This window comes from Allocoleopsis franciscana PCC 7113 (assembly GCF_000317515.1).
Taxonomy (GTDB): domain Bacteria; phylum Cyanobacteriota; class Cyanobacteriia; order Cyanobacteriales; family Coleofasciculaceae; genus Allocoleopsis; species Allocoleopsis franciscana.
Genome location: NC_019760.1, coordinates 1 through 25,757 on the forward strand (window position 1 = coordinate 1; position 25,757 = coordinate 25,757).

Below are 25,757 nucleotides of genomic sequence, written 5' to 3' on the forward strand. Positions count from 1 at the left end.
GAATGTTTCCGTTGGGTAAAAAAAGCTGTTGTGGTTGGTCGAAATGAAGATTCCCTATTTCACGCCCAGGCATTGGGGTGGTCATTCCGCCCCAATAGTTCATTGCAATAGCGTATAGCCTCAAACAAGCCCCCTGTAGACCATCCAAACAGGAGTTGATGCCGTTCCTTTTCTTTTTCGACCCAATTGTCTTCAAGGCAGACTCGAAACCATCCTTCTGGCTTGCGAACTCCATCGCGGTTATTCAAGAAGTAGTTGATCGCTTCGAGGACTTCTTGGAACGAAAAGTGATGTAGGAATTGGGCGTCTTTGGGTAAGTAGTAAATGCCGGCTTTTTGACAAGCTTCTAATTTTTGTGCAAATTCCTGTTCTTGAACGTCTTCTAAATCTAAATCTAGAAATGTTGTTGTTGTTATAACCTCGTTTTTTACTGACTCAGGGTTTGAGGGGTCTAAATTGGGAATTAATTGGTGGCTGCAATATTGTTCTTTTCTGCGGACGGCGAAAAGGGGGGGGGACGAGTACGCGAATGGGTTCTAGCGTCCACTTCCAGACGTAGGGAGTGTAGCTTTTGGCGTTGGTGAGGACGCCTTTTTCCCTCAGTTGAGCCGCTGCGCTTTTGACGGTTTTGCGGTCGTGGGGAAAGCCGCGTGTGCGTTTGACCCATTTGTTGAAGTCGCGCAGGTCGATGGTTTCATGATTGCCTTCGGGCATTTCGTCGAGTAGCCATTGCCAGAGTTCTCTGGCGGTGGGGGTGAGTCGATTTTGTACGCTGAATTTGTTGTGTTTTCTTGTCCAGTTGAAAGAATTCATTTGAGAAAGTGCAATGGGTGAAAAATCTTGTTCCCCCGCAATTTATCGGGAGGCTACGGTCTTGTCCCCCCCTTTTTTAAGGGGGGCTAGGGGGGATCTCCACGTCTGTCCTCTTGTCAGTCGGTAAAAGGTTTAATTTGACTTCTTTAAGGGAGTTGGTGTGGCGGACGAAAGGTGTTCGATCCCCCTAAATCCCCCTTAAAAAGGGGGACTTTCAGGAGTTCAATTCCCCCCCCCTTTGTTAAGGATGAGAGGGAGGGGATGAGGTCACATCCACGTCACGCACCCATGCCAAAGTTTCCTACTGGGAGGCAGGGTTATTGCAGAGATGGATAAATTGAGCTGTTTTACTCCCTGAATTTCGCTGGGAAATAGTCCGTGTTGTGTCGGGGTGGACTTGTTTTATTCGGTAGATTTTTGGGTTTGATCCAATCGGCTGGAAGGCTTACGAAATGGTTGTTGTGTCTATTTTTTGACACCATAAATAGGCTCCTTTCATGGTTGTTACATGGGAGGGGTAGTCGTCCTGAGTAGGTGGTCTCAACACCTATCCGGGGCGCGTTATTTGTTTTGTTGGGTTGATTTTACATCAACTGGGGGGAAATGGGGGAATGGGGTGCGATCGGGTTCCGACGTAAAGTAACTTTACTCACATCTTGCACCAGTCGCATTACCCGCCAGGGAATTAATTCCCTGGCTAATAGATCAAGTCCTCTTAAGAGGACTAAAAGCTTACCAAGTATTTCAGTCCATTTTAATGGACTTGATCTATTAGCCCGGAACTTAAGTTCCGGGCGGGTGAAAGTTGGCAAATCTCTTTCCTCTATCTTTATTTATTCTCAGGCGGGTCGGGTTCATAGGTTGGTAATCTCCGAATCAACGCTCTAATAATCTGAGTTTGATTCTTCCCCCGTTTTTGGGCATAGGTTAATAAGGCATCAAACTCTTTCTGCGAAACCCTAAAACTCAAAACACGCTTTCTTTTAGCGCGTTCTTTTTTAAACTCTTCCGGTGAAAGAGCCACAAAAGTTGCCGATTCAATTGTCCAATTCCACCCTTGACGCAGGACATTTAACTTCCAAAATTGCCCAAGCGCTTCACTTGGCAAACTTCCCACAAGGGTTAAGGTAAATGTTAACTCCTCTCCTTTGGGTGGGGCTTCATTTCGTTTAATTAATATCGTGACTTCTTGGTCTTTAATACTTGCCACCTGTCCCACGATACGGAACCTATTGACTCCCTTCCGCTTCAAGTCTTGAATGGTTTGTGCTGCGCTTTTCAACTTAGCTAACTGTACCAAAGGCGGATTAATTCGTGGGTAGCACTTCCAAACTTGAGCCACTTTCAGAAAATCCCGATTGGCTCGGAGTTGGGTAGCGACCTCATTAGTAATTTGGGCGGGAATCTTCAGACCATCATCTGTTAGTAAAGTCCCCTGAAGGAAGTTTTGGGGACTGGGTCGATAGATACCACAGATTTTGCCTCTCGCACTATAAATTACGGGGTCATCATGTGGTTTGGTTTTTTCCATATCGACGCGGGAAAAGGCCATAGCAGGAGCAGTGTACAAGAACAGCACGGTGAGATACGCCGCTATACCAATTCTCGGTGTTAATGGGAAGGAATACTCAGATCTTGCACCAAGCCCTGGCGATTAGAAATCGCGGCTATACAAACCAAGTCGGCCTCCGGAGCTTTAGTGAGGACGGACTCAAGGAAAATTAAGGATTGTCATCAACAAGGACAAGCAATCCATTACGTAGGGCAACGGATACTTGGTTCACTAAATGCTCTTGTTGATAATTCAGGGACTCTTCAAAACACAATAATATTAACCAACGCTGCTCGCTTTTTGTAATTTCCCCAGAGGCAAGAATTTGCTCAAGAGTCTGCTCGATGTTGAGTGGCTTTAGAGTAGCTTGGGCTGACATCGCGATATGCAGAATATCAATATATTTAATATTGGAGAAAAGACAGTGGCAGGGTTGCGATCGCAAAGCCAACGAATCGGTGATCGTTTCTGTCTTTTCGAGTAATACAAGTCACATTGAGCCTCATCCGGAATGAGGCGAGAGCTGTTATTTTTGTGGGATGAATAGAAAGAAGAGCATCAACGCGGTAGATACCGAGAACTGCTATCGCTAGGTCTAGCGTGGAGATAACGTCCAGTTGTTTGTAGATTCCGGTGTCCGAGAGTAGCCTGGACTAAATGAATGGGTGCTCCTCGTTCAAGGCTGTGGGAGGCGTGAGCGTGTCTGAGCCATTGTGGGCTAACATTCCCTGGAATCTCGGCTTTTTTAGCCACCCTAGTCACTAATTCATTGACCTCAGAACGAACCAGTTTTCTACCAGATCTCTGGGACTTAAACACGGGAGTATCAAGAGAATCTGATGCTCGAAGTTTCATTAAATCAGCCCACAGTTGAGGCGTCAGCAGCACAACACGGGTCTTATTTCCCTTGCCAAGAATTCGTACCTGTCCCGCATCGTCACGGGGTTGTAGGTTCTTCCAGATCAATCCGACAAGTTCTGATACCCGACATCCAGATTCGTAGAGGAACCTCAGCAGTATGCGATCGCGTCCTGGTGAGGCAGCACCAATGAGTCGCAGCACTTGAGACTCGGAGAGAATTCGCTCAGCTAGACTGTTGTCCAGCTTGGGCAGTTTTAAAGGCGCACCAGCATTGATGGACAGATAGCCAATCATAACGCCATAGCTAAGCAGCGATTTGACGGCGCTCAACTTGCGGTTGACAGTAGCGGGTGCACGTCCTTGCTGCTTCAGAGCATCTGAGTAGAACATTAGGTCATTGAGGACAACCTTAGAAAGGGGTTTATCTTCTATAAACCATCGGAATTCTTCTGCGTCTCGGCGGTAGGCATCGAGGGTATTAGGAGTTTTATCATGCAGCCACAGGTCGATGAGTTCTTTATCGCTGTTGCAATCCGCGACTTGTAAGCGAGTGGTCGGAACGATTTGAGAAATTCGCGATAACATCGTGAGCCAACTCCTTCTCTTACGCTTCAACAAAGCTACTCAACTACTTTGTTCGCTTAATCGATCGTACTCTGACATAAGCCAGAATATGTTAAAACCTGCCTTGTTTTTAAGCCACCTTGAATGCGACTAACCCATTATCGTTGACTAAGTACATATACTCAATTAATGTTGTAACAGAGTATTAAGGAATTTAAGGAACATTAAATGGCAACGTACAAGGTCAGGTTGGTCAACGAAGCGGAAGGCATCGACACCACAATTGAAGTTCCCGATGACGAGTACATTCTCGACGCGGCTGAAGAGCAAGGGCTTGATCTCCCCTATTCCTGTCGCGCAGGTTCCTGCTCAAGCTGCACGGGCAAAATTACAGCGGGTGAGATTGACCAATCCGATCAGAACTTCCTAGACGATGACCAAATCAAAGCTGGGTTTGTGTTGACCTGTGTTGCCTATCCTCTGTCGGATTGCACCATCATTACTCACCAAGAGGAAGCAATCCTTTAACTACTCGCCGTAAGTCCCCCACGACAATCTTTGATTGAATGTTGGAGGATGTCACATATTTTACCAATGAAACCGCCTTGGATACTAGCCCCAAAGCGGTTTCTTAGTTGTTGGAGAGTCACGCTAAAAAGCGTTAACCCTTGATCACCCGATAGCGAACAGCGTACCGCCAACTAGAGTACCAACCGCCGCCCCCTTTGAAAGGCCAAATCTGAAAGTGGTCGCCGTTTGGCACTGACCAAACAGGGAACTCGCGCAGGTGCTGACCGAGTTCATCATCTTTATCGAGGGACATAACCCCACCGACAGCGCTAATCGCAAACGGCAAGATTACTGCTGCACCCGCCGTGTAAGGGTTGGGGATTGTGGCGAGTCCTGAAGAGACGGCTTGACCAATTTTCGTGATGGTGTCACCGTGATTCGACCAGTCTTTCCCCGCGTCCTCATCGAAAGCCACCAACGCCACTTTCAGTATCCTGTCCTCTGGTACTTCTGCGTCGAACACAGTACCACCACCGATACCAAACGACTTGGTTTGTTTGTCATTGACCGAAATCGGTCGGGTCAGAACTCCAGAACTCTGCTGTCCGTCGGATATCGCACCAACTAGATAGAACTCGTCCGCGCCGGTCACATCCTCAGTATCGTAGCAAGTGACATTCTCCAGAACGACTCTGATTCTAGACATTTAAACTTTCTCCCTCTGTCTGAATGAGTGTGAAGCAAAACTCAACTGCGTATATTCAGACTGTAGAAACCCTCACCTGAAGGTAGTCCTTGAGCTGTTTCACTCTTCAAAGTGGTGGACTATCCTCTCACTCGTGAGATGAGTCGCGACATCTTGCACCACTTATAGCGCTAACCCAAGCCAGGAGAGTCATGGGCGGGTTCAATCCTTCTCTTAGACGAGAGTCTCTCGCATAGGGAATCCACATCGGTTCGAGTAGACTGTGGCGAAACTGGCATACTCCCTTAAGGGAAGCGGTCTTTCCTCCGTTATTAGCCAGCCTTATCAATTCCATCAGCAAAGCTGTTGTTACAAAGCTTTACAAAAGTTCAACATTCCATTTATTGTAAATACATCATCAAATTTCGACTTAACAAGTCAACAGCACTTATAAAACAATGACAACCACACTACAACGCGAGCGTTCCGCTTCCGTATGGGAAAGGTTCTGCGAGTGGGTAACTAGCACCAACAACCGCCTCTATGTGGGCTGGTTCGGCGTCCTGATGATCCCCACCCTGTTAACCGCCACCACCTGCTTCATCATCGCCTTCATCGCTGCTCCTCCTGTGGACATCGATGGTATCCGCGAACCGGTTGCTGGCTCTCTGCTGTTCGGTAACAACATCATCAGTGGAGCCGTTGTTCCTTCTTCTAACGCCATCGGCTTGCACTTCTACCCCATCTGGGAAGCGGCTTCCTTAGATGAGTGGCTCTACAACGGTGGCCCTTACCAGTTGGTGATTTTCCACTTCCTCATCGGCGTCTTCTGCTACATGGGACGTGAGTGGGAACTCAGCTACCGCTTAGGGATGCGCCCTTGGATTGCTGTTGCTTACAGCGCTCCTGTGGCGGCTGCAACCGCTGTATTCCTGATTTACCCCATCGGACAAGGTTCTTTCTCTGATGGTATGCCCCTGGGCATCTCTGGAACCTTCAACTTCATGTTCGTGTTCCAAGCTGAGCACAACATCCTGATGCACCCCTTCCACCAACTTGGTGTAGCTGGTGTGTTCGGCGGTTCCTTGTTCAGTGCAATGCACGGTTCACTCGTAACCTCTTCCTTGGTGCGTGAAACCACCGAAACCGAATCTCAAAACTACGGTTACAAGTTCGGTCAAGAAGAAGAAACCTACAACATCGTTGCAGCTCACGGTTACTTCGGTCGCTTAATCTTCCAATACGCCTCCTTCAACAACAGCCGCAGCTTACACTTCTTCCTCGCTGCTTGGCCTGTAGTCGGCATCTGGTTCACGGCACTGGGCATCAGCACAATGGCCTTCAACCTGAACGGCTTCAACTTCAACCAGTCCATCATCGACTCACAAGGTCGCGTGATTGGCACCTGGGCTGATGTACTCAACCGCGCTAACTTGGGATTTGAAGTAATGCACGAGCGTAATGCTCACAACTTCCCCCTCGACTTGGCAGCGGGTGAAGCAGCTCCTGTAGCTCTAACCGCTCCGGTTATCAACGGCTAAGAACTAGCTTAAGGCTACTAACAATCCTTAAATCAATAAAGAGCGCTCCCTCTCCAGGGGGCGCTTTTTAGTAGTATCTTTTACCCCCCCAACCCCCCTTATCAAGGGGGGAGTAAGAACTCTATGTGTAGCAAACATTTAGAGAATTGATATAACGGGGGGGAATAATCTTGCTCCCCTCCCCGTTGCGGGGAGGGGCTGGGGGAGGGGTCGCCCCTTGCTATGAAGCCCCCCCACAATCTGCACTAAAGCTGATAATGATAGCGACAAGAAATAATCGTTAAATAATCATCATCTACCGCATAGACAAGACGATTAGTATCATCAATACGACGTGACCAAAACCCTGATAGATTTTCTTTCAAAGGTTCAGGTTTACCAATTCCCTCGAAGGGAAGACTTTTAGTTTCCTTGATGAGTTTATTAATTCTTTTCAGGGTCTTTTTATCTTGACTTTGCCAATAGATATAGTCTTTCCAAGCCTCATCAGTCCAGGCTAATTTTCGTTCACTCATCCAATAAGTCTTGCTCTATAAGCTGACCTTGTTTGTACTGGGCAATGGAGCGTTCTAAATGAGCTGCATTAGCTGGAGACTTCAATAAATGAACGGTTTCGAGCAAACTATTAAAATACTCAAGGGACATAACGACGGCGTCATCAGCATCCCGCCTAGTAATTACAGTGTAGTCAGCATCATTAACCACCTGATCTAAAATTGCTTTTAGCTTATTTCTTGCTTCGCTAAAGGTGACTACTCTCATTTGCCACACCTGTCTGTTTACTTGTACAAGTGTATCGCAATGAGATAGGTCAGCAGAAGCTGGTCTTTATTCGCCTTGTTGAAATTCTTTATCCTTCAAAGTTTTAAATTCCCCCTTTTCCTTAAGAGCACTCCACAATTCGCGCCAATGTACCAGAGTGTAGGGTGCACCGAATAAACCCGGTTTTGGCACTCGTACCAGTGGTTGACCGTAGTAGTCTTTGGTGAGGTAGTTTATGGGAACGTCTTCGACAATACCTGACGCGATCGCTTCCGCATACCACTGCTCAAATTCATCCTGTTCCCTTGTTTTCTCTGGTGACTGTGCCGTCTCCCACCAGCGTTGTCGCAGACAATCGGTGAGCCAACCAGCAGGTCGGTCTATCTTTTGACCTTTCGATTCTTTGGTATGCTTGGTCTGATGATAGTATGCGATCGCCTTGTTTATTTCCTCTAAACTGAAGTCGCGCACCAGCGCCTCCAACTGAGCATTGAGGCGAATTTTGGCGTTGTCGATCAGGTCGAGTTTTTCCTCGTGTTCGGCGCGGGCGGAAAATTTGTCCCCATCCGAATTGATCAGACCTTCATGGGCATCTCTCAGTTCTTCTATGAACTCCGTTCTAAGCGCAGCATCCTGAAGGATATACGCAATGCTTTCGCTTTCGGTTTCTAGCTCAACTTCCTCCTCTAGGCTTTTGGGGGTTTCACACTTCATTACCTCAAGGCTTGTTTCTTCTTCTTCTTCTTCATAACTTTTTAAAAAAACAGCAGCAGGGTGTGGTGGGTGGGTGTCTGTTGTATTTTTTGAATTACTCTGTATAGAGAACGGTGGAATGCGGGTTTCAGCCTCTAATTGGAACTTTTTGCTTCCGTGGAGAATTTTTTCCTGCTTTCTAGAATTTTTTCGTTCTGAGAGCTGAATCGGTCTGATTGCGCCAGAGTGACGTACAACAACGTTGAATATGCGCTTGCAATTTCCATACCAGCGGGTTACACGAGCCAATCCAGCTTCAACCAGTTCTTTGAACGAGCGCAAAATGTGTTTGATGTGATAGCCAGCTTGCCGCTTTCTGCTCGCGGTGGAGCTTTGAAAGTCGGCTAAGTCAACGCTTTGGGAAACACCGCCTGGGGCTTGTTCCAGCATCCATCGATAGAGCCGTGCGGCACAGGGCGTCAGGTCGGCGGCGGCGTTATCGTGCTGTTCTGTCCAAAGTGTGTAACGAACGCCAGTGGTGTCGGGTCTGTGGGGTGTATCAAAGGCTATATTTTCAGTCATAACTTCTCCTTTTGGGAGAAAGCCGTGCTAACCTTGAATTAACTATTTTGGTCCAAGGTTTTCACGGAAGCTTTCTCCAAGCTTTCTCCGTTGAAAAATTTTTGAGTGACGAAGCCTCCTGTTGTAGCAGGGGGCTTTGTCATATCTAGTTGCAGCTATTGTACGCCGAACGGCACGCCGAAGTACTTTAAGTTCTGGAAGATTTGGGTTTAGAGGGTTTCCAGCCTTCCCTTAAAGCTTTGACCAGAAATGTCGTTGGGTGGGATTTATCACCCCATCGATGTCCGGGGCGGCTACTGTACTGAATGATCGCCACAATGGCATCCTCCATATTACGAATATTACCGTTTAGAGTTTCTTGGAGTTCGTCGTCAGTTGGATCTACACCAATTTCCTTGAGCTGCTCCCAATAATTCCAAAACACTTCCATCTCGTCTTCGTCCAGCTCAAGCAGAGGCATACTGGGGCGGTTGGAGTGCGAGAGCGTATTGTCTTCTCTAAAGCTTCTGCTGATTTCCCAGGTGTTCATCATTAGTTGCCAGTTGTAGGGTGAGCAATGCCCACCTATTCTGAATATCGCTTCTCCAGTGTCATTCAACCAAGACTCTTTTTCACATCTGCCAGCAGCACCATGAGCGTCAAGGGATGAACTGGAGAGGGGGAAAAGCCACACCGCTCCACATAGAATTGTTTTGCCTCTTCATCCAAGGCGTGAACCAGAATCGCTCTAATCCCCGCAATCTCTGATGCCTGTAAAGTACGCATCACAGCATCCTTGACTAAACCTTTACCAATACCTTTGTTTTGGTGGTTAATGTCAACAGCAAGTCTGCCCAATACCATAACCGGAATTGGCTCAGGCATATTCCGTCTGATTTTGCCCGGAGCATCATTACGAATGACACTACCAGTAGCTAAGCAGTAGTACCCCACTACTTTATTCTCATAGCAGATAACGTATGTCCGCGAGGCTCCGCTGGTTTCACTCGTCTTAGCGCGTTTCCTCAACCAGTCATTTAGCGTTGGGTTCCCACAATCGAAGGTTTCTACATCGTGTGTCGGCTTTATCGGCTCTGGTGGGGTGTAACTCATTCCCACGGAGCTTGTGCAGCAAGCAACTGAGTTAACGTTTCATTTTTCGTGGGCGGAGTGTCGATCGCTTTGTTAAAGGCTTCCCACTGCTCATCGCTCAGACAGAACAATCTCCGATCCAGCATTGCTTCCTGTGCTGCTCGATACGCCGCATCTAGCATGAAGGCACTCCGACTCTTGCCACAAAGATTCGCTGCCGTATCGATGAGGTCGAGCTGATTTGGCTCAATTCTCATATTCACGACTTCGGAGCGCTGACGCTTTTGGGTTCTATCAGGTGCTGCCATAGCTACTCGGAAAGCCTGTTTCTAGCTAAATGTAAATACATTGTATATACAAGTTTCCGAAAAGTCAGCAGAGGCTGGTCTTTTTCTATTTTTTGCGTTCAAAAGTCTTGAACTGCCTGCTTTCTGAGGCTGGAGGCACTTTCGATTTTTTACCAGTAGCAAAAACCCCCCTTTATAAGGGGGGCTAGGGCGTGTTTTCAAACTACTCGTTATTGCATTCCATCCTGGAAGATCCCCCTAAATCCCCCTTTTTAAGGGGGACTTTGATTGAATTCTCCCCCCTTATTAAGGCCGGAGCTTTAGTGAGGAGCTGGGGGGGATCGAAAGGGTTTGAAAACACGCCCTAGGGGGGATCTATTCGTAACCTTCGCTTCTGTTAATACCGTTCCCAAGGCGGCTGGAACCCGCGCCGCTTCAGAATATCCACCTCTACCTCCTGAATCCGATTATCCAATTCAGGATTCGTCTGCCCAGACTGCGCCTGTTGCTCCGCGTTCAATTCCTTGAACTGATCTAGTGCCGTAAAGCGCCGGTCATCCGCCACATTCAGTTCTGCCAAGTTGGTACGGGCGATTAAGTTTTTCGGCTCAATTTCCAGTACCCGCTGGTAAATGTCCCTCGCCTCAGCAAATTTCTGCTGAGTAAAGCGAACACCTCCCAAACCTAAGAGCGCTCCTGTATTATTTGGCTCCCGCTGCAAAATCTCCTGGTAAGACGCAATGGCGAGTTCATAATCCTTCAGCGCCGTTGCTAAGTCAGCCTGGACGAAGTAAGCCCCAATATTATTTGGATTACGGGCAATTAACTTCGCTACCTCTTCCTTCGCCGCGATGGGATCGCGCTTGGCAATCACCTGAAGCCGACGAAGCTGTACCCCCGTGTTATCCGGGTCGAGCGCTAACAGGGAATTGTACAGCGCCTCCCGTTCAGGAGATGCAGGCAGAGCGCCCACGAGAGTGAACAATTCCGGTGGTGCTTCATTCGGCCTTTGTTGGAGCCATTCGTTGAGAACCGCAGAAGCTTCCGCTTCCGTCATGCGATTGGCTTGGTAAGCCAGACTTGCCCGTCCCAATTTTACGACCAAATCGTTGGGGTCGCGAGTGAGCAGTTGGTCGTAAATGGCGATCGCATCATCCGCTCTTCCCTGAGCCACGCGAATTCCAGCCAAACCCCGCAGGGCACTCGATAGCAGCCTATCCGAGGGATTGCGATTAATAATCGACTCATACCGCCGTGCACTGGCTTCCAAATTCCCCTCGCGACGGTCAAGATCCGCCAGCAATAACTCCGGCGTCAAGTCATTCGCCCCCGCTGCGGTGGCTTGGTAAGCCGCTAGCGCCTGCCTCGCTTGGGCAACTTGATTGCGCTGGAGGTACATCTGCGCCACCCGGACATTCAAGAACGGCGCATCCACGTTCGATGCCAGCAAACTCTCGTAAATGGGCAGTAATTCTGGGTCGGGTGGGTCGATGGGCACCAACGCTTGAGCCAGCGCCAGTCGATCTGTGGCATCCTCCGGCAGGGGTTGGAATTGGGACAGCAAGCGATCGCGGAATTCGGCTTGAGAAAGTTGACCCAGTTGGTTAGCTAAGATTAACTGCTTTAGCTGTAGGGTCTTATTATTCGGTTGCGCCGCTGCTGCCTGTTGATACAGGGAAAGCGCCTGAGCTCGTTCTGAGGGGACTTCACTTAAGACATCAGCAATTTCTCGCACCAACGCTGGGTTGGGATTGGGTGTGGACGCGAGTACTGAGTTGTAAAGCGCTACGCCTTCGGAGTAAAGGTCGGTTCGCCGCTGCTCTCGACCAATCGTGGTGAGGGCACGCGCCAAGGGCAATGCCGCATCCTGTCTGCCTCGCAAGGGTTCTAGAGTTGCCAAGGCTTGGTCAACCTGTCCATTAGCGGCTAATGATTGGGCTAATTCTGAGCGCAGTTCGATCGCTAACCCATCGAGTTTCTTGGATTTACGCAGTTCTTGCTCGCTAACTTGCACCGATTGAGCGGTACTGCCCGTTTTCCGCAGGGCGATCGCATAAGCGGGTACGCCATAGTCGGTAATCTTTTTCCCGGTGGCTTGATAACGCCTGAAGAATTCCAGCGCTTGCTGATAATTGCCACTGTAAGTATAGATTTTGGCGGCTCCCAGGAGGGTGTCGGGGGTGGGATTGTTGGCTAAGGCAACTTGATAATCCGCAAAGGATTCGGAATAACGCCCTTGAAATCCTAAGAGTAACGCCCGCTGGGCGCGGGATTCGTTGTCGTTGGGGTTTTGGCTTAATAAGGTGTTGAGCGCCTCAATCCCCCGGACTTGCCACTCTGGACGATAACCACCGAGTAATCCCACGGCTTTGAGGGCGGGGACGTTGTTGGGAGCTTGTTCGAGGACGCGCTGATAAGCCGTCCAGGCATCGGCGTCTTTGCCGGCTTTTTGATAGGCTTGGGCTAATCCTAATTTCGCTTCTAAGGAGTTGGGAGAGCTGCGGAGGGCTTGTTGAAAGGCGGCGATCGCATCATTCGCTAATCCCCTTTGCAGCAGGGATTGTCCGCGACGCACGGCAGCCGGAACCGCTTGTGCCTCAGCCGATGGGACGATCCCATCCACAGGGATGAGGGGCAGTCCCCCCGCTAGTCCACACATGATGAAGCAGGTCAACAAACGTGACCAGCGAGAATTACTCCATAGGCGAGAATACTCCGATCTCATCATTTAAAAGCCCTCCCAAGGTTAAGAAGATCGAATTCGGTTTTTACCCGGAACCCAGCCACGAGATCGGAGAACTCATCGCGGGCTTGTAGTGTCACACCGGCTCGGAGATAGGACGTGAGGCGGAAATCATAGAACACTTCCCATACATCCGGCAGCTTCGCCTTATTGGCGCGGCGCTGGCTACTGCTGGACAAATCTCGCCCATAGCCGAACCCTAAGCGGTCATCTTTCATAAATAGGTCTAAGAAGTTGAAGCCAGCGCTGTAGGTATCTCCACCCCGATCCATGCTCGTATTTTGGTAGTGACCGTAGCGACCAAACAGCCCCATCTTAATTTCTGGAATATAGTATTCCGCATTGATGCCGTAGGAGCTTTCGCGATCGCTCGTGCGAGGACCAAATTCCCCATTACCTCGCGCAAGTCCGTAGATTTCCTCGAATCCATTCCTCTGATCGTCGCGATCGGTGGCGTAGGTGGCGCGGATAATCCCGTTGTCAAATCGATAAGCCAACTCGCCGGCAAAGCCATCGACGGCTAATTCTCCCAGGCTGCGAGAGGACGAAAAAGCGGCGGCTCTGGCATTAAGAGTGTCTGAGATATCCCAGTTCAACAGGGCGGCAGGACGAGAGCCAAGTCCCGTTCTCGCCAGTGCCGGGTTAGTTTGAAACACCGGGTTGAAGAAATGGGTGAGGGAATCTTTGGCGAAGCTATTACGGTCAAAATATGAGGTCAGATCCAAAATACCGGCGGTAAAGCGCAGGTTGGGATAGCTGGGTAACGAGGCCGTAACATACAGTTCAGTAATATCTAATCCCGTTCCGGCGGTGTCGGAAAACCCCTCTCCAGTGGTTAAATCTACTGTTCCCCCAAATAGCAAGTTGGGAGAAACAGGATAAAGTCCAGTTAACCGCGCCCGTGCTCCTGTTTCTCCCTGGGTGATAAAACCGCCTTGGAAGATTAGGGAGGGAGCTAAGGGATTGTTGGTTCTTTCGGCGTTCTCTGATTGTGCCTCTTGGGCGGCATCTATGGAGGATTGGGCTTGAATATTGTCCCCCAGCAGACGCGCAGCGCCAGGACCCGAATATGGCTCCGACATAGCGGTGGTTGCTCCGGTGTCGATGGCTTGAGCAACCTTTGTGGGTTGAGTTCCCTCTACCACAGACGGGGGGACATGGGGTTCAACCGTGTTCAGATTGGGTGCATCAACCTCACGCAGAGCAACCGATGGCAGAATCGTGGTGGGTTGATTTCCTTCTGCCACCGACTGGGGCACGCTGGGTTCAAGGGCTGAAGGAAGGGGTGCAGGCGCATCACTCAGGCTAAACGTCGGCAAAATCGTTGTCGGTTGCATCCCCTGTGCCGACTTTTCTAGAACCTTGTATTCAACCCCATCTAAGGTCGGGGAAAAGGCCGTCGCGGCGGCTCTAACTCCTGGAACAATTGTAGTGGGTGGCTCTGTCTGTGCTTCCAGTTGGGGAACTTGAGGCTTAACTGGGTTCGGTGTCTCCTCAAGCTCTGTTTGCGGGGGGACAAACCCCGGAAGAACCGTTGCAGGTTTCTCGGATGAAAGGTTAGCCGGAGAGTGGGGATTTTGGGTGGTTGTCCCGTCTTTGGCTCTTGATAGGGAATTGGCAATCGGTACCGTGTTCACAGCCTCCTCAGTAGAGGCTTGCGGTGGTAACGAGGAGAAATTCTCTGTCTCTATAGCCGATGGGGCAAAATTATATTCGGTAGGGACGAGTTTGCTATGAGTCCCATGAGTTTCAATCTCTGGGATAAGGGCTAAACCCGCCCCTACAGAGGTTAGACTTTTTGGGGTAAATGTAGGAATCCGAACTCTTGACGTTATTGTGTCCTGTTGGGCTACACCTTGCTCTTCTAACGCCTCAGGCCGTTGAGTGGGTGCCAAACCGGCTTGTGCTGGTTGACCTTGACTTAATTTAGCTTGAGCATCAAGCTCACTGGATGGGGAACTGGTAGGACTGACTTGTTCTTCGTCAGCCGTCTGATTCGTTATATTAGCGGCTTGGTCTGTAATATTAGCTTGAGCTGGTTTTATCCCCAAGAAGGCAGCAACCGCAAAGATGGATAATCCTCCAGTTGAAATCGCTCCAAGGGTCTTCAGGTAACTCAGCCAAACAGAGCGCTCTCTAGCGATTGCATTTGGCACGGTACTATGCATAATCGCTATTTGCTTATCAGTATCACTAGTTTTTTGATTTATGTCTCTCATGAACACCACAGCTACATCTAGGCGGACGAACGGTAGCAACACTGTTGGTTGTTTTATTGTTCAAGGCGGGAAAAGAGCCTCCGGACAATTCTTCCAATTAGGTCTCATCAGCTTTCTTGGCAAAAAATCTCACTGGAAGATTGCCATGAAAGCTGTTGCTGGCTAAAAAGCAACGGTTAAAGATAATCTCTAAATTGAGTCGTTTAGTTTCTGCATTTGAAAAAATAATCAGTTCTGAATAAATCAGCTTAATGAAGAGTCTCTCAAGTCGGAACAATTCCGCCAATCATGGCTCCCGTTCCGTGAGTTCAGCTTTCACCCTGAGAGACGGCATGGTCGTTCGTTATCCCAGATTGCTGGAGTTCATCTCTCCTATTAATTGATTCAATTTTCCTGACTTTGTTCCTTGATATAGAAAGAATAAATTTGCGAATTAACAATTAGAATTTTTTGGGATAGCTAGGGTCACTTAGCTACTCAAATAATTTATGTTAATGAACGAAAAACAGAACATAAATCAATCAGAATTAAATTCAATATCAGACACAATTTAATTAGATTGCCACCGCTGAATTTATAATTCAACCCTAAAAATACGCCTTTAAATTGAGACTTATTTTCAAAATTTATAGTTCCCGTTTCCGTAACAAAAAAACGGGTTATTTATTTTAATTTTTGTTACTTTAGATCCAGCCAATTCCACAGCATTGCATCGGTTTCCCTTTCGATTGAATCAACACAGGTAGAACGTTTTCGCCCGATTTCGCCGTACACTAGCTCTCTTATTGCCGCTTTTTTGGCTACGCCAACCCCTGCGAGTTCTCACGGAAGGCAAGGCTCGGCAGAAATACAGAGTGCGATCGCTCCTGCAATTCATTTCTTTTGAACAGCCGTTCAACCCGACAAGTTCTTTTCTTACCTTGAAGGAGACTAAAAATAGCTCATTCAATCGGCGCGAACATGGGGTCTCCCTACCTTTGTAACCTGAATTGATAAAGATTTGACGAAGAACTGTCTCAGCCAGTATAAAGAAAGAATAAAGTTTATTTTTGTTATCCGGGTCATACTGATTAGCTGACCTGTACGAGGGAGAGTAATAGGTGACAACCCTGATAAACGGAAGGAGCAATCCCTAGCACCTGCGTTAGCTACTCACCCAAGGTTCCGAGATTCAACACAATACGCTCAACCCATTAGGATTCGCTTAGGCGGAAGTCTCCATCTGTTACGGTTGAGATAGGATTTTAGACAAAAACTCCCCCCAAAGTGGAAATCCTGGTGGGTCTGGATGATTAGGTCTTGAATTTTGACGATAGGGGTGCTGAGCCATCTGAAAACTGAGTCATTTTTGCGAGAATCTGCTCTTAGATTCGTTATCATTCAGAGCCGGATTTTACAAAGATTTCAAGACTGGCGCATCGGTTTTCTGAAACCTTTTATCTACCCGCTCTCATTCCTCTTTTTTATCAATCAATTCAGCTATCAGCTATGGGAATTCTGTCTCATCCTTCTTTCCAAAAGAAAGTCCTAACCTCACCCTCTTGGTGTTATCTCCGAGGCGGAGTGATGCTTGTCCTCCTCGCCGTTTTAACCACGGGATGTAAGGAGGTGTCCTTAAAAGCAGGGCAATTACCCACTCTAATACCCGACTTATCGACAAAGGCGGAGTTTCAACTTGGGGTGACTCCCGCCGAACGTTCGGGAGTCTATACGGTAGCAGGAACCACCAATCTTCCAGACAAGAGTCGCATCGGAGTCGCGGCTGTTCGCTATCTGCAAGTCGGTAAGGCTGAAACTGAAAACTTCAAGCCGCATCAAACTTATTCAATTCTGGCTTATCAAGATGTTGAGGTAAATCAGGGGAAATGGCAGGCGGCTCTAAATCTCTGGAAAGTGGCACCAAATGGTCAGTTTAAAGAAGCTTGGCAACTGGAGCAGTCAAAACTAGGAATTTCGTTCAAACCCGAATCAGAAGTACTTTTCCTAGCCACCGTTGCGCCTACGGATTCGCTGTCGGAACTCGAACAACAATTACAAAAGCAAGACATCAAGCTAGTCAGTAACATTGTTCGCAATACCGTCGAGGGGGAACGGTATGTTCAGGCGAGTCAAATTCTGACGGTTGCCTTACCGATTGGTCAAACGACAGCCCCCCCAAAACGCCCGCAAGACCTGAATGGTGGCTGGGGACCTCGGTACTTGCTCATTGATGAGCCGCCCAATACGAACAAGTTTGAACAACCCGATAAACGTCGAACAAATGCTCCAATGGCACCGGCTGAGTATTTGCAGTGACATCCTCCCCGCTTTAAGCCTAGGGGGAGCAGAGGCGCTGAGGAGCTGGGGTGCTGAGGGGCTAGGGTGCTAGGGTGCTGGGGTGCTGGGGGACTAGTCAGTTATTTCTGCCATCCTGCACTCTTAGGGCGCGACAGACTCTTAATCTCTCCTCGGTTGATTGCCCTTTTATCTGCCTTCAGGTAACAAGTAAGAATTATTCTCTTTAGAGGAAATTTTAAAACTCTCTTCAGATAGAATTTTCTGCTTTTTTAATCTTTTTTGGAGTGAATAAAGAAACAGTGAAGCGACGTTTATTTCCCGTAAAGAAACGATGAATTCAAGCCCTTGCCCTTGCAGGGCAAGGAAATGAATCCGTATAGTTAGTTGAAGGTTTATGAAGCAAACAGGTTCCTTGACTTGGATAAGGGAATCTTCCAAGAAACAGCCTCAAGGACACGTAAAAGTAGGATGAATCCAGATGAACAAAGTTAAACTTCTAAATATCTCTATTGATAATATATCACAGGCAGAATTCTTTGAAAAGTGTAAAAGCGGGGTTGTTTTTACTCCGAATGTCGATCACTTAATGAAACTACAAAGCGACCCAGAATTTGTCAACACTTATAAGGATGCTACCTACAAATTATGTGATAGCAAAATCCTGTTTTTTATCTCTCGCTTTTTGGGAACACCCATCAAAGAGAAAATTTCTGGATCTGACCTTTTTCCAGCGTTTTACCAGTATCACAAAGACAATGAAGATATTAAAATCTTCTTACTGGGAGCTCGCGTTGGGGTAGCACTTAAAGCTCAAGAGAAGATTAACGCACAAGTCGGAAGAACCATGATTGTGGGCGCACATTCTCCCTCATTTGGCTTTGAAAAGAATGAAGAGGAATGTGCGAAAATTATTGAACTGATTAACCAATCAGGCGCAACAGTTCTGGCTGTAGGAGTTGGCGCTCCCAAACAAGAAAACTTTATCAGTAAGTACAAAGACCAATTTACCAACATCAAAATTTTCCTAGCCATTGGTGCGACGATTGATTTTGAAGCAGGCAATATCAAAAGAGCGCCCAAGTGGATTAGCGAAATTGGTATGGAATGGTTGTACAGATTGCTAGCTGAACCCAAAAGGCTATGGAAACGGTACTTAGTGCATGGGCCTTCTTTCTTCTGGCTGATTCTCAAGCAAAAACTTAATTTTTATGTAGATCCCTTTAATTCTGATTATTCAGAGCCTTATAAGGGAGTCACTCGTGAAGAGATGGGTTGAGACCCTTAATTAGTCTATTTATTATTGGGTGTGTGACGCAAATAGTATTATTAAAGTTCTCTCAATTCTGCCATTTTATGCCTAGTAACGCACCGTTAAGAGTCGGTGCGTTATTACGTTTAATGGCCTAACCCAATTAAAATTAAGTTTATAAATTAGCTCTAAGTTTCGCTTCTCTTAGAAGTGAGCGCTCGCCTGCATTCGTTGAATAGGTAAGCTAAAGTGCATTTAACTTGTACATTTTAAACCAGGATAAAAACGCTCAAATCCTCACCCAAGCTCCCCAGCTCCCCTGCCCCCCCGCAGCCTCAATAGACAAATTAAATGCGTAACAGCTTATAACTCCGGTTCGGGGTCTAGCGAACTCTACAGATATAGCAAAAGGCAGAAGGTACCGGAGCTCTCGCGTGAGGAGGGAGAAGGCTCTTATGTTGATTACTGGTAAGTGATCGATCTCATCCGTTAAAGAAAGTCCTAACCTTTAGGGCAACAGCAATAGACGCTCAACGCCTGCTGGCACTAAAAAAAAGACCCCCACCGCTCTTTTTAAGCGCGGCGAGGGAAAACCAGGGTGCATCTACCTTTTCTCTTACTCAACCAATGTCTGGCACCATCCGGAAAAATCAGCGATAGGTAAGGAAGTCGGGATGGGATGAGGCATATTCAGAGAAATCGCAAAAGTTTAAGAAGAAATTTTGTTAAAACTGAATTGATGCCTTGCGCTGTATTGCTGAGTCAGAAACCCCTGCCTAAAGGCGGGAGCGTGCTTTGTGTTCGTCAACAACCCCGCCCATACGGATTGCATGGACGAGGTATCCTGCGGGAAAGACAGATGAAGCCGCCTACAGCAAGATATTGATCTACATCAGGGATAGCGAACCGTTTTGTGTGAAAGCAATGGGGTGCTTTTAAGAAAGGGAGCTCTTCTCTACAAAGCGCAGAGCTAAAAGCAACGCGGGTGCCCTTCGAGCCATCGCTTTATAGCCAAAAAACCTGAACACAATTATCTCATTCCAGAATAAGGCAAGAGCAATTTTCTCTTCTGTAGACAAAAACCACGCCAACCCATCTCCAACCTTACGGTTCGAGAGCAGAATTTCCAACCAACTGGCTCATCCGGATCAAGTTGTAAAGGCTCTGTATCAAGTAGTTGGTATCTCCTGACTCCAGTCACAATTGTGCTCACACAACCACAGCTAGTACCAGTCAGGTAAAACTTTTTTAAGCCATCCAATCCCCTGAAGGGAATGGCTATCAAGGGGAGCATCCTGTAAGTTAGACTTCACCCCAGAGCGAGGCATGAAACCCTTTAATCGCAAGGCATTTGCCCATCTACCCGCACTCAATCGAAACCTAGGAACGAGCTCGGGTCGTCAAACGAACCGCCGACATCGCTTCCGGCAACAGTCTCGACGTTTGCTGCTTTCACTTTGCTGCGCCGTCCTTCTCGGACTCTATGGCACCTTGGCTATGGCCCAGAGTGAAGCCCCCTCCACGTCAACGGAGACGTTCCGCGAAGGCACAATTAACGAAACCAAAGAACGCTCCACGGGCGGGGTTAACCTCCCCAATCCACCCATCAAAGGGCCAGAAGTCGCTGCGCCTCCCACGGGAGACCCCTACGTCTTAGAATTCAATCGCTCGCCGGTGGTGGGTAAACGCTTCAGTTTGCGAGGGATTTACGACGAAGCGCGACTCGGATTTACCCGTCCCCGCGACTGGAAAATCAAAACGGTCAAAGCCCAAATCCGCTATCGCCATTCCCCAGCCCTCTATGCCACACGCTCGAACCTGACTGTTTTGATTAACGGTGCGACCATCGGCAGTATCCCGCTCAACCGCAAAGATGGCGAAATCGGGAATTCGGTGTTCAACGTGCCCGTCGAGCTGCTTCAGAATTATAACGAACTCACCATTGGGGCACTGCAAAATAACTCCCCAACCTGTACCCAAGACCCCTTCGACCCCTCGCTGTGGACGGAGATACTACCTGACTCCAAAATCACCTTTGATTTTGCGTCTCAACCCGTCACCCTGGACTTCAGTCGCTTCCCCTACCCCATTTTTGACGAACTCAGCCTATTTCCCAATCAAATTGCTTATCTGCTGCCCAACGACGTTGACGACACTTGGCTCACAAGTGCCAGTCGCCTCCAAGCCACCATCGGACGCCTCGCCGAATTCCGCCGCTTGGATACCCGCGTCGTCAAAACCCTGGATGAAGTTAACAAAAATGTACCCAAAACCGCTCCCCCTGAGCGGTTGCTCGTCATTGGTACTCCAAAACAGCAGCCAACCCTGAAGTCTCTCGACCTGCCGCTGAGTCTGAAAGACAATCAGGTTCTCGATAGTAAGGAGAAGGCTTACCCGCCCGATGTTGGGGTTTTGATGTTAACTACCACCCCCAACAAAAAATCCCCCGTGCTCGTGGCAACCGGCAACGGACCCGTTGGCGTCGCCAAAGCTGTACAGTTTTTAGTCCAAGCCAAAGACCGTAAGATTGGTACTGGTCAAAGCATCATCGTCAAAAACCTGACCCAGGTGCCATCCCCAGCCCCCCGCGATTGGCCTGGGTATTTGCCCCCCACCGACAGCTTCCAACTCAGCGACCTCAAGAGAAGCGATAACCAACCCTTCCAAGATGTCACGGTTCGGGGTTCGGATTCCCCACCGATTGTAATTGACTTCAAGTCGGTACCCGATGCTCAGTTTGGGCAGGGGAATACCATGAACCTGGTTTACAGCTATGGCCCACAAATTAATGCCAAAACCTCCCTCGTGGAAGTCAAGCTAGATGGGGTGGCGCTGGTTGGCAAACGCCTCACCTCCATCAATGGGGGCACCCGCGAGACTCTGAAAGTGGCTCTGCCTGGGGATTTAATTAAACCCACCTCCAAACTTGAGGTGGATTTCCGCCTAGATGCGCGGGAACGTCGTTCTTGTAGCCGGGTGACCGACCAACAGCTTTGGGGTACGTTGCACGCCGATACCAGCTTTAATCTCAAGAGCACGAATGCGGTTCAACTGCCAGACCTTAGACTATTGCAGCACGGTTTCCCCTTTGGAGCACCTCAAGACTTATCGACGACGGCGATTGTGGTTCCCAAACAGCCCTCACCCACTGAGATTTCCACCTTACTGGAGTTCAGCACCCGGTTGGGTCGCTTGAGCAAAGCCAAGTCAGTGCAGTTAGCGGTTTACGCCGGTTCTTCCAAAACGCCTGAACAGCTCAAAAAGTACCAGTTGGTGGGCATTGGCACCCAAGACACATTCCCGTTCCCAGAAGCGCTTAAGGCGGGTGATTTTCAGCTCAAAGACAACCTAGAACGTCAGCTAAATCTGAGTGAGGTTCAGACTTTACCCGACTCTGATGGCGTGATTAAGGAGATTATCTCACCCTTCGCTAGCGATCGCATTCTCTTAGCCCTAACCGGTCAAACGGAAAACGGCTTAAAGCAAGTACAAGACTTTTTACGTCAAGACCCCTTGTTCTTCCAACTCAAGGAAGACACGGTGCTCATCAGTGCTAACACCGCTAACCCCGAAGCCTATGACCCCAATGCTTATAATTTAGAGTTTTTGCAACGTGAACCAAAGCGTACCGTCGATAAAACACCTGTACAACGCCGAGTTTTCCGATTCGTATCGGGAAGTTGGTTCATGTTGGCTCCAGCAATGGTAGCAACATGCCTGATTCTTTACGGCGTTATCCAGTTGTATCTCAAAAAGATTGCTGGTCAGGAGAAATAAAAAAGTGTGAAGTGTGAAGGATTCTTGGGTGGCACCGAAACTCCTAGTTTCGACATAACCTAGGAGGAAAAAAATTAAGTGATTAGACAGCCACGTTGCCCCGTCTTTTCACCCAACACACTTCACACCTCACACTTCACACTCAATCTTTTAGACTTCATCCCTCATTCTTCATACTTGCCAATGACGAGTACATCTTCAAAAGTCAGAGAGAAGCCAAGTCGCAAACACATTGGGATTTCTAACGAGCAACGGAAGCGCCTATCGAACTTGCTTGTTGAGCGCGTGCCTCAGGCTTTTGATGCCGTTCTACAGGCGCTGCCCCACACTCACCTGCTGGTACTCATTGGGTCGCTGATTTGGCTGTCTATTCCCATCATCGCGGTACGTCCAGCCATTTGGCAGCAAGGGGTAGTCGCCGCTGTGCTCATCGCCGTGGGACGCATTGTGCTTCAGATGGAGGAGCAGCAACCCACGAAAAAAGTGAGCGAGTACCTTCATTTATTTTTGATTGTTGTGAGCGTGGTGACAACGTTACGTTACCTGTATTACCGCGTCAACTACACGCTCAACTTCGATGACATCATTAACGGATTTTTCTGTTTCTTGCTATTTACGGCAGAACTTTATGCGATTTGTACGCTGGTTCTCGCCTATTTTCAGACCCTAAAAATTAAAGACCGCAAGCCTATCGATCTCTCCCTTTATCCCCAAGAACAATGGCCCAAGGTTGATATTTACATTCCCACTTATAACGAAGATGTTGAGATTGTCCGCAAGACAACTCTATGCGCTTTAGCAATTGACTATCCAGCGGATAAAAAACAGGTTTACGTCCTAGATGATGGACGTGCGGAAAAGTATAAAGCCCGCCGAGCAGAATTGCGCCAAATGTGTGAAGAACTGGGCGCAACAATGCTGGTACGGGATAATAATGAACATGCCAAAGCCGGGAATATTAACACCGCATTTAAGGTAACCAAAGGCGACCTGGTGCTAATTCTCGACTGTGACCACATGCCCGTCAAGGATTTTTTGATGCATGTCGTCGGCTTCTTTTTTAACCCCAAAGTTGCCTTTGTACAGACCCCTCACTGGTTCTATAACCCAGACCCCTTTGAGCGCAACCTCCTAACTCAAGGGAAAATTCCTGTTGGTAATGAGCTGTTTTATAAAGTCCTGCAAAAGGGGAATGATTTCTGGAATGCGGCGTTTTTCTGTGGTTCAGCCGCTGTAATTCGCAAGGAGTATGCGCTGCAAATTGGGGGAATTGCTACCGAAACCGTGACGGAAGACTGCCACACGGCTTTCCGCTTGCATTCTTTGGGCTACGAGTCGGTTTACTACGACAAAATTATGGTGGCGGGCTTAGCACCAGAGAAATTCTCCGCCTATGTGGGGCAGCAGGTGCGCTGGGCTAGGGGGATGGCTCAGATTCTGCGGATTGAAAACCCGTTAATCAACCGAAAACTGAATTTAACGATTCCTCAGCGAATCTGCTATTTCAGTGCCACGTCACACTTTTTTTATGGCTTTCCCCGGTTGATGTACGCGATTGCGCCACCGCTGTTTTTGCTATTCGGCATCAACTCGGTGAAAGGGTTGGGGTTAGAAACTTTGTTCTACGCCCTGCCTCACATTATCCTGTCGATGCAGACTAACCACATCCCTTACAAGCACGTCCGTTTCTCATTCTGGAACGAGATTTTTGAGTTTGCCATGTCGTTCCAGGCGGGAATTGTCACGCTGTTAGCCCTGGTTAACCCAAAGCTGGGTTCGTTTAACGTGACGGATAAGGGATTGAGTGTTACCAAACGCAGCTTTGACTTCGACTCTGTGCGGTACTTGGTGATTGTGGGGGCTATTGGGGCTGCCTCCTTGCTGGCAGTGCCGTTTTGGTTATGGCTTTCGCCGGAGGATACTCAGGCGGTTCTGATCAATACTTTTTGGTGTATTTTTAATTTGTCCTTGGTGTTAGCAGCGATTTTAGTTGCTTTTGAGCAGCCCCAACTGCGTCGGGCGCACCGCTTACCTCGAAAGTTAACAGCCATCATTCACGAAGGAAACCAGAGTTGGCAAGGAACGACGGTGGATGTGAGTGAAAGCGGTTGCCAGGTGCTGCTGGATGAATGGCCGAATATCCCCGATGAAGTCAAAATTGAGCTGGTGGGAGATTTTGGGGCGCGGGCACTCCTATCGGGAAAAGTGATTCGCGCGATCGCCACAAGTAAACTGCAAGCGCGGTTGTTTATTGACTTTGTGGAACCCACGCGCACCCAGATTGATGACCTGACGTTGGTTATCTATTGTGATGTGAAAGAGTGGTATTCTCAGACGCGCACCGAGGTGGACGATCCGATTGAATCGCTCAAGTTCATCATTACGAGTATCAAACGTGTCTTCCGTGAATTCCGCCCTGCGATTGGCGTCAAAGTCCGCAAACAGGTGAATGGCTTTGCACATCTTTATTGGGAAGGTTGGGAAGGACATTCCTATACAGCAACACTGACGGAAATCGGGACGCAGGATGTTCGCTTAGAAATTGATGGCAGCGATATTTTCAATCTGGAGGAGATGCAGAGTACGCAACCGGTGATTGGTTTGTTGTTGAGTCAAGAGGAAAATGACTCGCAGCCAACTTCTTTGTTGGCGAAGGTGGAGTTGATAGAACCGTTGAGTAATCCTAGTTTTGGCAATTCCAGTCCGGCGAAAGCTAAGATGCTTGAGGTAGCGACGCCCCGAAGCGTTGAATTGGAAACCGCCATCCAAGAGAACACCACCCTCCAAGAACGGGTAGCAGATAAGAATAGCGCTAAACTCCGACATCGCTCAGGTACGAAGAGTGAAAACACGAACCTTTATGCGATTGAGTTAAGTTTTCCGGAGTCATTAAAACGACAGCAGCAAGCCAAAATTAAACGGCTTTTGACGACACTGAATTAAACCCTGATTGTGGCGAATGGGTGCAGGACTAAAGTCCAAAATGTTGAAGTAAATTCACAGGTCTATGAGTGAAAAATGACCATCAACAAGCACTTGTTGATGGTATCGTTTCCTTTAGCAATATGAGATATAAAAGGTAAAGAATAGAGTATTTTTTTCTCTGTAAAAATCTTAATTCATCCTCTCACATTATCTTTATTGACTTTTATAGACCTTCATGGGCACTTTACCTGTTTTATGCACAAAGCCTGTTAAACTTATAAATAATAAGTCCATTACTTATTCATCTACCCTCTTAATTGAAATTTTTCTTTTCCAGAGGATGTATAACGGCTCTTGAGTTCTAAAATCAACTCACTAACGCTTAAGACGAGAGATGATTTGACGTAACTTTTGATACAAGCAGCCCGTTGTTACAGCCAGCTTGATGGGTTCTTCTTCACGCGGTTTGGGTAAACAGAAGCGGGCACGCTCTCTTTCTCGTAGAAACCGCCGTCCTTTAGAGAAGAAAAGAGTCACGCCTACCAAGAGAAGGGGCCATCTATCTGCAAAATACAAATTTGGGTAGGCCGCTACTCCTTGCTTGAGATTTGCTATTCACTTTTTTCGCTATTCAGGGATTAACAAG

20 protein-coding genes are annotated in these 25,757 nt (G+C 48.1%); 6 read left to right on the forward strand and 14 right to left on the reverse strand.

From position 1 onward, the window contains the following. Positions 1-59 precede the first annotated feature (59 nt). From MIC7113_RS31335 to MIC7113_RS31355, 5 genes are all read right to left on the reverse strand, one after another. Positions 60-248: a hypothetical protein gene (locus MIC7113_RS31335; RefSeq protein ID WP_155898304.1), complete on the reverse strand. Its 189-nt coding sequence runs from the start codon at positions 246-248 to the stop codon at positions 60-62. 187 nt (positions 249-435) lie between these two features. Next, positions 436-813, reverse strand: a complete 378-nt coding sequence (locus MIC7113_RS31340; protein WP_015211476.1) for a hypothetical protein — start codon at positions 811-813, stop codon at positions 436-438. An 829-nt stretch (positions 814-1,642) separates the two neighbouring features. Next, on the reverse strand, positions 1,643-2,344 hold the full coding sequence (locus MIC7113_RS31345) for a hypothetical protein (RefSeq protein WP_155898305.1): 702 nt from the start codon (positions 2,342-2,344) through the stop codon (positions 1,643-1,645). A gap of 190 nt (positions 2,345-2,534) precedes the next feature. Then, a complete protein-coding gene (locus MIC7113_RS31350; RefSeq protein WP_015211478.1) occupies positions 2,535-2,744 on the reverse strand; it encodes a hypothetical protein in 210 nt (69 codons plus the stop codon). Positions 2,745-2,923: 179 nt separating this feature from the next. Next, positions 2,924-3,811 carry a tyrosine-type recombinase/integrase gene (locus MIC7113_RS31355; protein ID WP_015211479.1) on the reverse strand — a complete coding sequence of 296 codons (888 nt, stop codon included), beginning with the start codon at positions 3,809-3,811 and terminating at the stop codon, positions 2,924-2,926. A gap of 207 nt (positions 3,812-4,018) precedes the next feature. Between MIC7113_RS31355 and MIC7113_RS31360 the strand changes: the two genes are divergently transcribed. Beyond that, on the forward strand, positions 4,019-4,318 hold the full coding sequence (locus MIC7113_RS31360) for a ferredoxin (protein ID WP_015211480.1): 300 nt from the start codon (positions 4,019-4,021) through the stop codon (positions 4,316-4,318). Positions 4,319-4,451: 133 nt separating this feature from the next. Here the strand turns inward: MIC7113_RS31360 and MIC7113_RS31365 are convergent, their stop codons facing one another. Continuing rightward, positions 4,452-5,006 carry a hypothetical protein gene (locus MIC7113_RS31365; protein ID WP_015211481.1) on the reverse strand — a complete coding sequence of 185 codons (555 nt, stop codon included), beginning with the start codon at positions 5,004-5,006 and terminating at the stop codon, positions 4,452-4,454. A 437-nt stretch (positions 5,007-5,443) separates the two neighbouring features. On the opposite strand from MIC7113_RS31365, the gene psbA reads away from it, so the two are divergent. Continuing rightward, positions 5,444-6,526 carry a photosystem II q(b) protein gene (gene psbA / locus MIC7113_RS31370; protein ID WP_015185773.1) on the forward strand — a complete coding sequence of 361 codons (1,083 nt, stop codon included), beginning with the start codon at positions 5,444-5,446 and terminating at the stop codon, positions 6,524-6,526. A 245-nt stretch (positions 6,527-6,771) separates the two neighbouring features. Here the strand turns inward: psbA and MIC7113_RS31375 are convergent, their stop codons facing one another. From MIC7113_RS31375 to MIC7113_RS34070, 8 genes are all read right to left on the reverse strand, one after another. Then, positions 6,772-7,041: a Txe/YoeB family addiction module toxin gene (locus tag MIC7113_RS31375; RefSeq protein ID WP_015211482.1), complete on the reverse strand. Its 270-nt coding sequence runs from the start codon at positions 7,039-7,041 to the stop codon at positions 6,772-6,774. After that, entirely contained in the window at positions 7,034-7,288 is a 255-nt protein-coding gene (locus MIC7113_RS31380) for a type II toxin-antitoxin system Phd/YefM family antitoxin (RefSeq protein ID WP_015211483.1), read from the reverse strand. Before MIC7113_RS31380 ends, MIC7113_RS31375 begins: the two co-directional genes overlap by 8 nt. 66 nt (positions 7,289-7,354) lie before the next feature. Next, positions 7,355-8,563 carry a hypothetical protein gene (locus MIC7113_RS31385; RefSeq protein ID WP_015211484.1) on the reverse strand — a complete coding sequence of 403 codons (1,209 nt, stop codon included), beginning with the start codon at positions 8,561-8,563 and terminating at the stop codon, positions 7,355-7,357. Positions 8,564-8,750: 187 nt separating this feature from the next. After that, positions 8,751-9,095 (reverse strand): hypothetical protein, encoded by a 345-nt coding sequence (locus tag MIC7113_RS31390; RefSeq protein WP_155898306.1) that lies wholly within the window; start codon positions 9,093-9,095, stop codon positions 8,751-8,753. Positions 9,096-9,157: 62 nt separating this feature from the next. Continuing rightward, positions 9,158-9,655, reverse strand: coding sequence for a GNAT family N-acetyltransferase (locus tag MIC7113_RS31395; RefSeq protein WP_015211486.1), 498 nt, complete (start codon positions 9,653-9,655; stop codon positions 9,158-9,160). After that, positions 9,652-9,942: a type II toxin-antitoxin system TacA family antitoxin gene (locus MIC7113_RS31400; RefSeq protein WP_015211487.1), complete on the reverse strand. Its 291-nt coding sequence runs from the start codon at positions 9,940-9,942 to the stop codon at positions 9,652-9,654. The genes MIC7113_RS31395 and MIC7113_RS31400 overlap by 4 nt, the downstream gene beginning before the upstream one ends. Before the next feature lie 376 nt (positions 9,943-10,318). Further along, positions 10,319-12,649 carry a tetratricopeptide repeat protein gene (locus MIC7113_RS31405; RefSeq protein ID WP_015211488.1) on the reverse strand — a complete coding sequence of 777 codons (2,331 nt, stop codon included), beginning with the start codon at positions 12,647-12,649 and terminating at the stop codon, positions 10,319-10,321. Beyond that, a complete protein-coding gene (locus MIC7113_RS34070; protein WP_051056019.1) occupies positions 12,646-14,832 on the reverse strand; it encodes a hypothetical protein in 2,187 nt (728 codons plus the stop codon). Before MIC7113_RS34070 ends, MIC7113_RS31405 begins: the two co-directional genes overlap by 4 nt. A gap of 1,539 nt (positions 14,833-16,371) precedes the next feature. On the opposite strand from MIC7113_RS34070, the gene MIC7113_RS31420 reads away from it, so the two are divergent. The 4 genes from MIC7113_RS31420 (at position 16,372) to MIC7113_RS31445 (ending at position 25,129) form a co-directional block, all read left to right on the forward strand. Next, on the forward strand, positions 16,372-17,178 hold the full coding sequence (locus tag MIC7113_RS31420; RefSeq protein WP_015211490.1) for a hypothetical protein: 807 nt from the start codon (positions 16,372-16,374) through the stop codon (positions 17,176-17,178). Between the two features lie 460 nt (positions 17,179-17,638). Then, entirely contained in the window at positions 17,639-18,436 is a 798-nt protein-coding gene (locus MIC7113_RS31430) for a WecB/TagA/CpsF family glycosyltransferase (protein WP_015211491.1), read from the forward strand. Positions 18,437-19,735: 1,299 nt separating this feature from the next. Continuing rightward, positions 19,736-22,186, forward strand: coding sequence for a cellulose biosynthesis cyclic di-GMP-binding regulatory protein BcsB (locus tag MIC7113_RS31440; protein ID WP_015211492.1), 2,451 nt, complete (start codon positions 19,736-19,738; stop codon positions 22,184-22,186). Positions 22,187-22,369: 183 nt separating this feature from the next. Continuing rightward, positions 22,370-25,129, forward strand: coding sequence for a glycosyltransferase family 2 protein (locus tag MIC7113_RS31445; protein ID WP_015211493.1), 2,760 nt, complete (start codon positions 22,370-22,372; stop codon positions 25,127-25,129). Positions 25,130-25,757 lie beyond the last annotated feature (628 nt).

Coding starts and splice junctions, on each gene's coding strand:
- MIC7113_RS31420 (WP_015211490.1), top strand. CDS start 16,372: ATGGGAATTCTGTCTCATCCTTCTTTCCAAAAGAAAGTCCTAACCTCA.
- psbA (WP_015185773.1), top strand. CDS start 5,444: ATGACAACCACACTACAACGCGAGCGTTCCGCTTCCGTATGGGAAAGG.
- MIC7113_RS31340 (WP_015211476.1), bottom strand. CDS start 813: ATGAATTCTTTCAACTGGACAAGAAAACACAACAAATTCAGCGTACAA.
- MIC7113_RS31400 (WP_015211487.1), bottom strand. CDS start 9,942: ATGGCAGCACCTGATAGAACCCAAAAGCGTCAGCGCTCCGAAGTCGTG.
- MIC7113_RS31380 (WP_015211483.1), bottom strand. CDS start 7,288: ATGAGAGTAGTCACCTTTAGCGAAGCAAGAAATAAGCTAAAAGCAATT.
- MIC7113_RS31345 (WP_155898305.1), bottom strand. CDS start 2,344: ATGGAAAAAACCAAACCACATGATGACCCCGTAATTTATAGTGCGAGA.
- MIC7113_RS31445 (WP_015211493.1), top strand. CDS start 22,370: ATGACGAGTACATCTTCAAAAGTCAGAGAGAAGCCAAGTCGCAAACAC.
- MIC7113_RS31440 (WP_015211492.1), top strand. CDS start 19,736: ATGAAACCCTTTAATCGCAAGGCATTTGCCCATCTACCCGCACTCAAT.
- MIC7113_RS31385 (WP_015211484.1), bottom strand. CDS start 8,563: ATGACTGAAAATATAGCCTTTGATACACCCCACAGACCCGACACCACT.
- MIC7113_RS31365 (WP_015211481.1), bottom strand. CDS start 5,006: ATGTCTAGAATCAGAGTCGTTCTGGAGAATGTCACTTGCTACGATACT.
- MIC7113_RS31360 (WP_015211480.1), top strand. CDS start 4,019: ATGGCAACGTACAAGGTCAGGTTGGTCAACGAAGCGGAAGGCATCGAC.
- MIC7113_RS31430 (WP_015211491.1), top strand. CDS start 17,639: ATGAACAAAGTTAAACTTCTAAATATCTCTATTGATAATATATCACAG.
- MIC7113_RS31390 (WP_155898306.1), bottom strand. CDS start 9,095: ATGATGAACACCTGGGAAATCAGCAGAAGCTTTAGAGAAGACAATACG.
- MIC7113_RS31395 (WP_015211486.1), bottom strand. CDS start 9,655: ATGAGTTACACCCCACCAGAGCCGATAAAGCCGACACACGATGTAGAA.
- MIC7113_RS31375 (WP_015211482.1), bottom strand. CDS start 7,041: ATGAGTGAACGAAAATTAGCCTGGACTGATGAGGCTTGGAAAGACTAT.
- MIC7113_RS31350 (WP_015211478.1), bottom strand. CDS start 2,744: ATGTCAGCCCAAGCTACTCTAAAGCCACTCAACATCGAGCAGACTCTT.
- MIC7113_RS34070 (WP_051056019.1), bottom strand. CDS start 14,832: ATGCATAGTACCGTGCCAAATGCAATCGCTAGAGAGCGCTCTGTTTGG.
- MIC7113_RS31355 (WP_015211479.1), bottom strand. CDS start 3,811: ATGTTATCGCGAATTTCTCAAATCGTTCCGACCACTCGCTTACAAGTC.
- MIC7113_RS31405 (WP_015211488.1), bottom strand. CDS start 12,649: ATGATGAGATCGGAGTATTCTCGCCTATGGAGTAATTCTCGCTGGTCA.